The organism is uncultured Phascolarctobacterium sp. (genome assembly GCF_958349595.1).
Lineage (GTDB): Bacteria > Bacillota > Negativicutes > Acidaminococcales > Acidaminococcaceae > Phascolarctobacterium.
Genome location: NZ_CATWDQ010000003.1, coordinates 19,199 through 30,274 on the forward strand (window position 1 = coordinate 19,199; position 11,076 = coordinate 30,274).

At 48.2% G+C, this 11,076-nt stretch carries 11 protein-coding genes; 8 read left to right on the forward strand and 3 right to left on the reverse strand.

What is annotated here, in order from left to right; translation table 11 throughout:
- Window positions 1–238: 238 nt before the first annotated feature.
- The 4 genes from Q4G98_RS03495 (at window position 239) to Q4G98_RS03510 (ending at window position 1,516) form a co-directional block, all read left to right on the forward strand.
- On the forward strand, window positions 239–844 hold the full coding sequence (locus Q4G98_RS03495) for an N-acetylmuramoyl-L-alanine amidase (protein WP_298562705.1): 606 nt from the start codon (window positions 239–241) through the stop codon (window positions 842–844).
- Window positions 845–849: 5 nt separating this feature from the next.
- On the forward strand, window positions 850–1,071 hold the full coding sequence (locus Q4G98_RS03500; protein WP_177560589.1) for a DUF1659 domain-containing protein: 222 nt from the start codon (window positions 850–852) through the stop codon (window positions 1,069–1,071).
- A gap of 75 nt (window positions 1,072–1,146) precedes the next feature.
- Complete coding sequence (locus tag Q4G98_RS03505; protein ID WP_293545336.1) at window positions 1,147–1,359, forward strand: DUF2922 domain-containing protein; 213 nt, start codon at window positions 1,147–1,149, stop codon at window positions 1,357–1,359.
- 1 nt (window position 1,360) lies between these two features.
- A complete protein-coding gene (locus Q4G98_RS03510; protein ID WP_177560587.1) occupies window positions 1,361–1,516 on the forward strand; it encodes a YvrJ family protein in 156 nt (51 codons plus the stop codon).
- A gap of 149 nt (window positions 1,517–1,665) precedes the next feature.
- Here the strand turns inward: Q4G98_RS03510 and Q4G98_RS03515 are convergent, their stop codons facing one another.
- The 3 genes from Q4G98_RS03515 to Q4G98_RS03525 all read right to left on the reverse strand — a co-directional run bounded on the left by Q4G98_RS03515 (window position 1,666) and on the right by Q4G98_RS03525 (window position 3,258).
- Window positions 1,666–2,037, reverse strand: a complete 372-nt coding sequence (locus Q4G98_RS03515) for a DUF805 domain-containing protein (RefSeq protein WP_301961840.1) — start codon at window positions 2,035–2,037, stop codon at window positions 1,666–1,668.
- A gap of 84 nt (window positions 2,038–2,121) precedes the next feature.
- Window positions 2,122–2,913, reverse strand: a complete 792-nt coding sequence (locus Q4G98_RS03520) for a tRNA 2-thiocytidine biosynthesis TtcA family protein (RefSeq protein WP_298562709.1) — start codon at window positions 2,911–2,913, stop codon at window positions 2,122–2,124.
- 132 nt (window positions 2,914–3,045) lie between these two features.
- Window positions 3,046–3,258, reverse strand: a complete 213-nt coding sequence (locus Q4G98_RS03525) for a cold-shock protein (protein ID WP_177560584.1) — start codon at window positions 3,256–3,258, stop codon at window positions 3,046–3,048.
- A gap of 419 nt (window positions 3,259–3,677) precedes the next feature.
- Here Q4G98_RS03525 and Q4G98_RS03530 point away from each other — a divergent pair, with 419 nt between their 5' ends.
- The 4 genes from Q4G98_RS03530 to pcrA all read left to right on the forward strand — a co-directional run bounded on the left by Q4G98_RS03530 (window position 3,678) and on the right by pcrA (window position 11,039).
- On the forward strand, window positions 3,678–6,167 hold the full coding sequence (locus tag Q4G98_RS03530; RefSeq protein ID WP_298562711.1) for a LuxR C-terminal-related transcriptional regulator: 2,490 nt from the start codon (window positions 3,678–3,680) through the stop codon (window positions 6,165–6,167).
- Between the two features lie 148 nt (window positions 6,168–6,315).
- Window positions 6,316–8,271, forward strand: a complete 1,956-nt coding sequence (locus Q4G98_RS03535) for a DUF2075 domain-containing protein (RefSeq protein WP_298562714.1) — start codon at window positions 6,316–6,318, stop codon at window positions 8,269–8,271.
- Entirely contained in the window at window positions 8,268–8,651 is a 384-nt protein-coding gene (gene mutT, locus Q4G98_RS03540; protein ID WP_298562716.1) for an 8-oxo-dGTP diphosphatase MutT, read from the forward strand. The genes Q4G98_RS03535 and mutT overlap by 4 nt, the downstream gene beginning before the upstream one ends.
- 159 nt (window positions 8,652–8,810) lie before the next feature.
- Window positions 8,811–11,039, forward strand: coding sequence for a DNA helicase PcrA (gene pcrA / locus Q4G98_RS03545; protein ID WP_177558865.1), 2,229 nt, complete (start codon window positions 8,811–8,813; stop codon window positions 11,037–11,039).
- Window positions 11,040–11,076 lie beyond the last annotated feature (37 nt).

Here is an 11,076-nt window from a genome sequence, read left to right on the forward strand (position 1 = left end):
ATTTTAAGAAAACAAATCTTATCAAAACAGGGGTAATTAAAAGTATTATAAATAAAATATAGGTAAATTAAAACATAAACCTTTGGTAAAAGGAGGTTTTTAAGAGCGCCAGAAAAGAAGGAGAGAGAAAAACAAGAAAAAGAGAGAGCAAGAAAAGAATCGTCACACCTGTAGTCAGCAGTGCTGCTGAAAAGCGGAACAGCGGCGGCTGTTTTGCAGGCAGTTCCGTTTTTTTACCGTGGTGGCGACTACAGGGCTGAAAGGTCGTGAGACAATGATCGATGTCGATCCGCAAACTGTTACGAACCGTGATCTGGCGGCTTTGGCCCTGCAGGCTAAGGGCCGGGTCAAAAGACTGTATCTGCACTGGACGGCAGGCCATTACGAGGATGTTTATGACGATTATCACCTGAACATCGGCCCCGGCGGTGAGATGTATCTTACTTGCACAACATTGACGGAACTGAAGGAGCATACCTGGCGCCGCAACACGGGCAGTATTGGCATTGCGCTGTGCTGCGCTGCAGACGCGCAGGCCGGCAGCGGCTGGGATACTGATTTTGGCAGCGAGCCGCCGACGGTGATGCAGATAGAGGCTCTGGCGCAGGCGGTCGCGGTATTGACGGCCTGTCTGGGATTGGAGATCAACGTCCTGACAGTGACGACGCATTGCGAAGCGGCCTTGTTTGACGGCTACGGACCGCACAGCGGCGATCCGCAGCTGCGCTGGGATCTGTGGTATCTGCCCGACCTGCCGCTGGAGAGTGCTTTAAAACCGGGCGGGTATGTTATCCGCAGCAAAGCCTTATGGTATCGCAGCGAGATTTTGAGGCAAAGGAGGTGAAAGTAATGGCAATCACTAAAACTGTTACCAAACAGACCCTGACATTGAACGTCGAAGACGGCGTCAACAGCCAGGGTGCGGCCAAAACCAAAGGCCATAATTATGCCGGCGTACGTCCGGAAGCAGAGCCGGCTGCGATCATGCAGGCGGCAGCAGCGCTGGGAGGCCTGATCGGCCACGAGCTGCTGGGCGTGGTCGTGACTGAAAAAGCCGAGCTGGCTCAATAAAAGCGGCTGTTTTTTCAGGGAAATGGAGAAAGCAAAAAGCAGGCAATTGCTGCCCGCTGAAAGGAGATGGATTTGATGGAAAAAGTTTTACAATTGGTATTTAAAAAAGCTGACGGCACTAAGAAGGTCTTCAGTGTTACCGATCCCCGTGACGACGTTACTGCCGCCGAAGCCAGAACTGCCATGCAGACGGTTATTGCTGCCGATATTTTTGCAGCGGACGGCATCGGCCTGACCGAAGCAGTTGAAGCCCGTGTGCGCACTACGGACGTCAGCGTTTTAGCATAAGATGGATGCGGAAACGCTGCTGCAGCAGGTCGCTAACTATGGGTTCCCCATGGTCTTGTCGTGGTATCTGCTGGTGCGCATGGAAAGCAGGCTCGACAGGCTGACGGACAGTATCAACAGCCTGACCCGCAGTATCGCGGCCGGTAAGACAGCTTAAAAAAAGACGAAAGACGCAGCTTGGGCTGCGTCTTTTTTATATGCTTACTTATATTTTTGGCCGTTGCCGCAGGTACGAGCCTAAAATGGGCGGCTCAAGAAAAAACCTCACTGGCAGCATCAGGCTGCAGTGAGGTTTTGTGTTTATATTTACCAGGCGTCGATCCCGCGTCCATCGGCCAGCGGGTCGGGACCGTAGCTGTTGGGTCCGATCGTGCCGCGGAAAAACATCAGGTAGATCGCGAAGAAAAAGCTGATCAGCGGAATAAAGGCCAGCAGTACCATCAGCGGGCCGTGATCAAGATCGTGCAGCCGTCTGACATATAGCGACAGGCAGCTGAGCGCGGCGATAAAGGTCAGGGCAAAAGTCAGAATCTCGAACATGGTGCCGCCGGGCGTGAAAAAAGCGGCGATGATAAGGCCCAGACACCAGATGATGGCATTCCGCAGCAAAAAGCGCAGAATATAGGGCCTGCGGTTCAGGCGGCCGTCAAAAGTGAAAAACATTTCCTGAAAATCCATAAGGAACCCTCCTTTAGATAACATCAAATAATTACCTGTTACTATAGTAATCATAACACAGACAGCATAACAGGGCAGATTATTTTAATTACTTTTCTGCCGCCAAAAGTTATGGAATTTATCAGCCAGCTGTTTCTGGTTCAGCTGGGCCGGCCACAGCTCCTGATTGGGGGCGCTGCGCATGGCGGCGGCCAGATGGTCGTAGACCTCGGGACTAAGGCTTTCCAGCTCGCGGATATGTTCTTTGATGTCCTGACGCTTGGTATGGCCGTCGTAAGGACAGGGATTGCGCAGTGGCTGCAGCTCAAGCTGGCTGACGTTTGCAATGATTTCGCTTTCGCGGTAATACAGCAGCGGCCGCAGTACGGTCAGGCCGGTCTTTGACAGCGGTGTGACCGGTAAAAAGGTACGCAGCTGCCCGGAGGTGAGCACGTTCATCAAAAAGGTCTCCACTGCGTCGTCATGGTGATGGGCCAGAGCCACTTTGTTAAAGCCAAGCTCCAAAGCGGTACGGTTGGTGGCGGCGCGGCGGAAATAAGCACAGGTAAAGCAGGGCGTGCTGCCTTTGTTCTGCCAAGCTGAATTGACGTCGACCTTCTCGCTGTAATGCTTGAGACCGTAGTGAGCGCAGAAGGCTTCCAGCTCTGCTTTGGGGAAAGACGGCGAGAACATGGCGTCGACGGTATAACAGGCCAGCTCAAAGGGCACGGGGGCATATTTTTGGATTTCAGCCAGCGCTGCCGTCAGAAACATACTGTCCTTGCCGCCGGAAAGGCCGATGAGGATCTTGTCGCCGGCCTGCAGCATATCAAATTCGATCACGGCCCGCCATAATTTACTTAAAAGATCAGCTGGTACAAAGGGTGTACGGCTCATGGTCATTCTCCTTCAATGCTAGTATAAGATGATACCATTATATCATAAGCGGCTGCGTTTTCAGCAGCTGCGGCGACAACGGTATAATAAAAAAACACCTGCTCTTGAAAGAGCAGGTGTCTGCAGGTTTAATTAAGCTACTTTTACGTTAGCAGCGCGCATTCTGCGGCTGTTTTTCGGATCAGCTTCGGTATCAAAAGTCACAGGTTGACCTTCTTCCAAAGTTTTGAAGCCGTCGCTTACGATAGCGGAAAAATGTACAAATACATCTTCGCTGCCGTCAGCAGGAGTAATAAAACCAAAGCCTTTATCAGAGTTAAACCATTTTACAGTACCGTTCATCATAACGAGTACCTCCTAAAAAATTATTATATCCAAAAGTATAAAAAAAGTCGCATATTTTTGTAACTCATTCAATAGCAAATGACTTACAAAAATATGCGAGTACAATTTGTATATTCGGACTACTTGTATATAGTAACATGGGGATAAAAATAAGTCAAGCTTTTATTAAAAATATTTTTGCAGTGGTTTTGGGGGCTGTTTTGAGAAGCAACAGAGCGGATTTACCGTTGGAAAATGAAAAAGTTTTGTTTTGATACAAAGAAATTTTTATATAAATAGTTGAAAATATGGGCAGATTTTTTAAAAAAGATAGTCCTGAATGTTAAAAAGCCTGTATTTAAAGCAGGTTTTACGGTACAATATAATTATAATAAATAATTATGGCAACAAATAAAAACAGTATCAAAAGAGGTAGAGCGATGCCGAAGAAAAACGAAGCTTTTCCTAAAAAAATATATCTGAAGCCGTCGCTGGCAGAACGGCTGAAACAGCTTTTGGCTGTGCCGCTGACGGTGGCTGTCGCGCCTTTTGGCTACGGCAAAACGACTGCTGTAAAAAAAACACTGCTGTCCCTGTCTGTGGATATGTTCTGGGACAATTGCCAGGCTGAGGCTGAAACGGTTTTCTGGCGCTGCTTCGTCCGCTCGCTGCAGGCGGCCGGTGTCGATACCTCGCCCCTGACCTGGCAGCAGCTGCCCCGGAACGCGGCGACCCGCCAGCGGATCATTGAAGTGCTGCAGTCGGCCCGCCTGCAAAAAAAAGTGGTTTTTGTCTGGAACAACTATCAGCTGCTGCAAAGCGCTGCCTGTGACCAGCTGCTGCTGGCTTTGGCTGAGGCTGAACTGCCGAACTGGCATTTTGTGATCCTGACGCGGCAGCAGCCGGATTTCAGTCTGGAAGACCTGGTGCTGAAAGGTGAATGTCTGCATTTACAGCGCGAGGATTTTGCTTTTGGCTTGAATGATATTATTGTATATTACCGTAAAAACGGGATCGTGCTGGAGCGCGGGGAAGCAGAGCATTTGCTGGCGGCAACGGAAGGCTGGATCAGCGCCCTGTACCTGTATCTGCGCCAATATCAGAGCGGCTTGCGGCAGGAGCCGGGCGAAGCGCTGCTGCGGCTGGTGCGTGACGTGGCTTATGCTCCCTGCAGTGAGGCGGAAAAAACACTTTTGACAGAACTGGCCGTTTTAAACGAAGATTTCAGCGGCCGCCAGGCGGCTTATATAACTGAAAATGACGCAGCTCAGGCCCTGCTGGAACATCTGGCGGCGCGGCATGGCTTCATCAGTTATGAACTGACGAGCGGCCATTATCATATCCACAGCGCTTTGCAGGATTATCTGCGGCGTTTGAGTGAAGAATTAGACCCGGAAAAACGCAGCCGGCTGTACAGCCGCAGCGGCCAATGGTATGAGCTGCAGAATGACTTCCTGAAGGCGTTCTGCTATTACCATACGGCGGGCGATTACGACAGGATGCTGACGGTATTCGAAAATGACCGTGGCTGCAGTTTTGAAAATACCTATAAAAACAAGATCATGGCTTATTTTGCGGAAGCCCCTGAAACTATCAGGCAAAAGCATATCAAGGCAGGCCTGATCTACGGTCTGTGGCTGTTTTTGAGCGGTGAAAAGCTGCTGCTGGAGATGGAGATCAAAGAGCTGCAAAGACATATCGCCCTGCTTGCGGACCAAGAGGAGCGTGAGCAGTGCCTGGGGGAACTGGAGTTTTTGCTGGGGCAGACCAGGTATAATGATGTAGAGGCTATGGCGCGGCATTTTAAAAAGGCGGCCAGGCTCATCAGGCAGCCGGTCCGTTTCTTCTCACCGCAGACGATTTGGGGCGGCGGCGCCAATTCTATTTTATTCATGTTTTATCGTCAGGCGGGCACGCTGCAAAAAACGCTGGCTATTTTTCCAAAGGCGATGGCAGATTATTACCGATTGGTGCAAAATCATGGCGCCGGCGCTGAATATGTGCTGGCAGCCGAGGCGCATTTCCAGAGAGGCCAGTGGGAAAAGGCAGTCATTTTAGCGGCGGAGGCGTTGAATGTTTCGCGCCGTAATGAGCAGATCAGCGTGGAATTGTGCGCAGAGTTCATCGCGATGCGCAGCAATATAGCGTTGGGCAATAAAAAAAGTATCCGTGAGACCAGTAAGCGGCTGGATAATTTGACGGCCGCAGTGCAGGAGCATTTATACCGGAAAACGATCGAAGCCTGCCGGACCTGGATCGACCTGCAGCTGGTGGATAAGGGCAAGGCAATAGTGCCGTGGCTGCAGCAGGGTGATTTCCAAAAATCAGGACTGCTGTATTCAGCCTGGGGCTGTTTATATATCGTTTATGGACGTTATTTGCTGGTGCAGAAGGAATATTTACTGCTGCTGGGGCAGCTGCGCGAGTTTGAAACAGCGGCGCAGAGCTTCCAGAACTTTTTGCTGAGCCTTTATACGGCGGTTTACAGTGCGGCGGCACAGGCTGGGCTGGGCAACGAGGCCGAGGCTGACGGCGAATTACGGCGGGCGCTGGCACTGGCGGCGGCAGACGGGATCGTGATGCCCTTTGTGGAAAATTTTGACGTTTTGGAACCGCTGCTGCAAAAAGCCGTCCGGGAAACGGCGGCAGATGCGGAATTGTTAGGCAGGATCATGGAATTGGGCGGGCTGTATCAGGAAAACCTGAAAAATATCAAATATAATGCTTCCTATACTGTGGGCGGCAAAACTTTGACTGTCCGTGAAGCTGAGATCGCAAATTTTGTTGTGCAGGGCAAAACCAATGCGGAGATCGCAGCCGAAATGTTTATTGCCGAGATCACGGTCAAGAAAGCCCTGCAGGGGATCTACCGCAAGCTGGGCGTGGATACTCGTCTGGAACTGGTCATGGCGCTGAACGCCGATCTGTAATGTTTTGCGCGCGATCGCGTTTGGCAGGAAGCGGTTAAAAGTAAGAGCGATAACAAAAATACTCCGTCATGACGGAGTATTTTTTATGCGGTCAGCCCCTGTTTTATGATACAATGCTGATATAAAGCTAAGGATCGGAGTAAGAGTTATGCAACGAGCTTATTATGAAAGTTCTTTACAAGATTTTTTGCAGCGTGATGAAAATTTAATATTAGGTATTTTAACTCGCAATAATGAATATGCATTAGAAGATTTACAACGTAATGCTTGGTTAGCAGAAATTAGGATTCTCAAAAAACAGTTAGAAGTTTTTGAAACAGGCCATATAATTTTTGAATATACCATACCACGAATTGGCGAACGAATTGACGTAGTATATTTAAAATCTGGATTGGTATTTTCATTAGAATTTAAGGTGGGTGAAAAAAATTATTCCCGATCTGCGATTGATCAGGTGACAGATTATGTTTTAGATTTAAAGAATTTTCATAAAGCAAGTCATAATAGAATTCTTGTACCAATTTTAGTTGCTACTGAAGCACTGGAAAGAAGTAATGATTTGCAAGAGTTAAGGCCGGGTATTCTTAATGTGCTATATTGCAACAAAAGCAATCTAGCAACAGTAATTAATGCTGTTTTACAGCAGTATGACGAAAAAGAATTAGATGCGGGTGAGTGGATAGAGTCTGTATATATGCCAACGCCAACTATTATAGAAGCGGCACAGGCACTATATAGTAATCATAGTGTTAAAGATATTGCGCGTAATGATGCAAAGGCTGTCAATTTACAACAGACAGCTGAAGCTATTAATAAAATTATCGAAGAGAGTAAACAAAAGCACTCTAAAGCTATTTGTTTTATAACTGGAGTTCCAGGAGCTGGAAAAACTTTAGCAGGGCTAAATATTGCTAATGAACGCCATAATTTTGCAGAGGAAGAACATGCAGTATTTCTTTCTGGAAATAAACCATTAGTAGATGTTTTGCGTGAAGCCTTAATCCGTGATGAAAGTTCTAGAAAGAATATTTCTAAGCAAGAGGCTACCAAAAAGGTATTACCTTTTATTCAAATGATTCATCATTTCCGTGATGCTGAGCTAATAACGCAAGAGCCTCCTAACGAAAAAGTTGTTATTTTTGACGAAGCGCAGCGAGCTTGGACACAAGAAAAATTGTCGGAATTTATGAAACGTAAAAAGGGTGTAGCTGATTTTACCATGTCTGAGCCAGAATTTTTAATTGACGTTATGGATAGGCATAAAGATTGGGCTGTTATTATTTGCCTTGTTGGTGGAGGGCAAGAAATTAATACTGGTGAAGCTGGTTTGTCTGAGTGGTTTGATGCGTTAGCCACAAAGTTTCCCCAATGGGAAATTTATGTGTCTGATAAAATTACTGACAGCGAATATGTGCAAAATAAACCATTAATAGAGAGACTGTCAACATTAAATCATCATATTGTTACTACTTTACATTTAGCAGTTTCATTACGTTCTTTTCGTTCTGAGAAAGTAGCAGGTTTTGTTAAAGCATTGTTGGACGCTGACAGTAGATGTGCTCAAAGGCTTTATACTGAAACAAGTAAAAATTATCCTATTTTTTTAACGAGAAATTTGCAAAAAGCTAAAGAATGGGTACGGAGTAGGGCAAAAGGTACAGAACGGTATGGTTTAATAGCTAGTTCTGGGGCCAAAAGGTTACGTAGCTGTGGAATTTGGGTACAAAGCAAAATAGATGCTAAGCATTGGTTTTTAGATGACAAGTATGATGTGCGGTCGTCATATGCCTTAGAAGAGGTAGCAACAGAATTTGATATTCAAGGGCTAGAAGTAGATTGGAGTATTGTTGCTTGGGATGCTGATTTGAGATTTGTAGAGGATCATTTTGAATATTTTAAGTTTATTGGTGCTGGGTGGCAAAGAGTTAATAAAGTAGAGAATCAGCAATATTTAAAAAATACTTATCGTGTTTTACTGACACGTGCTCGTCAAGGGGTAATAATTTTTGTTCCAGAGGGTGATGAGCATGATGAAACTAGGCATAATGCTTTTTATGATGAAACATACAATTATTTAAAAAAGTTAGGACTGAATGAGTTATGATTTTGGTATCAGCGGCGATTATTCGCAATGCAGCAGGAGAAATATTGATCTGCCGGCGCGGGTCTGGCGGCAGCTGCGCCTTTTTATGGGAATTTCCCGGCGGCAAGCAGGAGGCGGGCGAAACGGCAGCAGAGTGTTTAGTGCGTGAATGCCGTGAAGAACTGGGCGTCGAAATAGAGGTCGCAGGGCTGGCTGAACAGGCCGGTTATACATATCCCGAAAATGAAGTGACAGTTACGTTTTTTGAAGCCAGGATCAACAGCGGCGTACCGCAGAAAAGGGTGCATCAGGAAATTTTATGGGTGCAGCCGGCAGCGCTGCCGCAGTACGATTTCTGCCCTGCCGATACGGAAATTATCAGCAGGCTGGCAGGCGGGTAAAATAAGGCAGGGGCACTGAAGCTTACTTTCGGTGCTCATTTTTTTCTTGCCGGCAGGAGCTGAAACAGCAGGAAAAAATGAATCTGAAGCGAATAATATTAAAGTTACGATAAAATAAAAAACTGCGGCACAGGCAGTGCCGAACAGACGGAGGAACCAATGACAGAGACCTTAGCGGGCCTGAATCCAGAGCAGGCCGAAGCAGTACAGACAACTAACGGACCAATGCTGATCATGGCAGGCGCGGGCAGCGGCAAGACCAAGGTCTTGACCTGCCGGATCGCACATCTGCTGCAGCAGGGCGTGCGTCCTTACCGTATTTTAGCAATCACATTTACTAATAAAGCAGCCGCGGAAATGCGCGAGCGCGTCGATAAAATGGCAGGAGCGGCGGCTAAAGATGTCTGGCTGTTTACCTTTCATGCCTTCTGCGCCCGTTTTTTGCGGATGGAAATAACTAAATTAGGCGGGTATGGCAGTAATTTTGCTATCTATGACAGCAGCGACAGCCAGAACCTGATCAAACAGATCTTAAAAGAACTGAACCTGGATGAAAAGCGTTTTCAGCCGTCCGGCATCGCGGCGCGTATCTCCAATGCCAAAAACCAGCTGCAAAGCGTCAGTGATTTCAGTAAAGCGGCTTCGGATTTTTATAATCAGAAGGTGGCGGAGATCTATGAACGGTATCAGAATAAGCTGCTGGTCAATAATGCGGTGGATTTTGACGATCTGCTGGTACTGTCGATCCGCCTGCTGCAGGAAAACGATGAGGTGCGCGAGAAGTATCAGGCGCGGTTCGATTATCTGCTGGTGGACGAATATCAGGACACCAATCATGCCCAGTATCTGCTGACGAAGCTTTTGGCAGCGCGGCACCGTAATATCTGCGTAGTGGGCGATGCCGACCAGAGTATCTACGGCTGGCGCGGGGCGGATATCCAGAATATCCTTGATTTTGAAAAGGATTATCCCGAAGCTAAGGTCATCAAGCTGGAACAGAATTACCGCAGTACGCAGGTCATTTTGGATGCTGCCAATGCGGTCATTGAAAATAATACCGGCCGCAAGCCGAAAAACCTGTGGACGGATAATGCTAATGGCGTGGCGATCACTTATTTTCAGGCTATCGACGAGCGCGATGAGGCCCGTTTTGTGATCGAAAAGCTGCAGGAGCTGCAGGCGCAGCAGAACATGAAGCTGGGCGAGATGGCGGTCTTGTACCGTACAAATACCCAGTCGCGTATTTTTGAGGAAATGCTCATTAAGAGCGGTATCACTTATAATATGGTAGGCGGGTTAAAATTCTACGAGCGTAAGGAGATCAAGGATATTATCGCGTATCTGCGCGTGATCTTTAATCCTGCGGATTCGCTGAGCCTGCTGCGGATCATCAACGTGCCGCGCCGCGGTATCGGCGACGCTACTTTGGCCAGGCTGCAGGCGCACGCTGCTGAAAACGGGCTGTCACTTTTTGATGTGGTTTCCAATGCGTCTCAGGTCGAAGGGCTGAGCGTCCGTTTTATCAGTAAGCTGGACGAGCTGGCGGCGATCATTTTCGATTTGATGAACCAGGCTGATAACGTGCCTGTGGAAGAGCTGATCGAGCAGGTGCTGAACAAGACTGGCTATATGGAGGAGCTGCGCAATGAGCATACGGCGCAGGCGCAGAGCCGTATCGACAACCTGATGGAATTGATCTCTGTTGGGCAGGAGTTTGCCAAGACAGAAGAGGAGAACAATCTGGAGAATTTCCTGGGCCACGTGGCGCTGGTGTCGGATATCGACGATGCCGAGCTGGGTGAAGAAGCGATCACTTTGATGACCCTGCATTCTTCCAAAGGCCTGGAATTCCCGGTCGTTTTTCTGGCCGGCATGGAGGAAGGTATCTTCCCGCATGCGCGGACGCTGATGGACGAGGAAGAAGTGGAGGAAGAGCGTCGTTTATGCTATGTGGGCATTACCCGTGCGGAAAAGCAGCTCTTTTTGAGCAATGCCAAAATGCGGACGATTTACGGGCATACGGTATCATATCCGCCTTCGCGGTTTTTACAGGAAGTACCGCGCAATCTGGTGACAGTTTTTAAACGTCCGGCTTTAGAACGTAGGACGATCAATATGGTGGAAACGAAGCCGCAGAAGCGCAGCCGTGATACAAACTGGTTCCTGGGCGGACAGGAGAGTTTTATTCCCAGGCAGAACGTTAATATGGCGGGCGGCGCTGCCGGCGGCGACTTTAAGGCCGGCGACAAGGTGAGCCATGCCAAATGGGGCGTGGGCACTGTCGTCAGCGTGGCATCGTCGCAGGACGGTCAGGAAGTGAAGATCGCTTTTGCCGGCGCCGGTATCCGCAGTTTGCTGACCAAGTATGCGGTGTTGAAGAAGGTGTGATTTACGTTTCTTGGGTTACAAGAAACGTAAGTAGAAT

Excerpts from the sequence above, each read along its gene's own strand:
- Q4G98_RS03500 (WP_177560589.1), top strand. The coding sequence starts at position 850 with ATGGCAATCACTAAAACTGTTACCAAACAGACCCTGACATTGAACGTC.
- Q4G98_RS03505 (WP_293545336.1), top strand. The coding sequence starts at position 1,147 with ATGGAAAAAGTTTTACAATTGGTATTTAAAAAAGCTGACGGCACTAAG.
- Q4G98_RS03510 (WP_177560587.1), top strand. The coding sequence starts at position 1,361 with ATGGATGCGGAAACGCTGCTGCAGCAGGTCGCTAACTATGGGTTCCCC.
- Q4G98_RS03515 (WP_301961840.1), bottom strand. The coding sequence starts at position 2,037 with ATGGATTTTCAGGAAATGTTTTTCACTTTTGACGGCCGCCTGAACCGC.
- Q4G98_RS03520 (WP_298562709.1), bottom strand. The coding sequence starts at position 2,913 with ATGAGCCGTACACCCTTTGTACCAGCTGATCTTTTAAGTAAATTATGG.
- Q4G98_RS03525 (WP_177560584.1), bottom strand. The coding sequence starts at position 3,258 with ATGATGAACGGTACTGTAAAATGGTTTAACTCTGATAAAGGCTTTGGT.
- Q4G98_RS03530 (WP_298562711.1), top strand. The coding sequence starts at position 3,678 with ATGCCGAAGAAAAACGAAGCTTTTCCTAAAAAAATATATCTGAAGCCG.
- Q4G98_RS03535 (WP_298562714.1), top strand. The coding sequence starts at position 6,316 with ATGCAACGAGCTTATTATGAAAGTTCTTTACAAGATTTTTTGCAGCGT.
- mutT (WP_298562716.1), top strand. The coding sequence starts at position 8,268 with ATGATTTTGGTATCAGCGGCGATTATTCGCAATGCAGCAGGAGAAATA.
- pcrA (WP_177558865.1), top strand. The coding sequence starts at position 8,811 with ATGACAGAGACCTTAGCGGGCCTGAATCCAGAGCAGGCCGAAGCAGTA.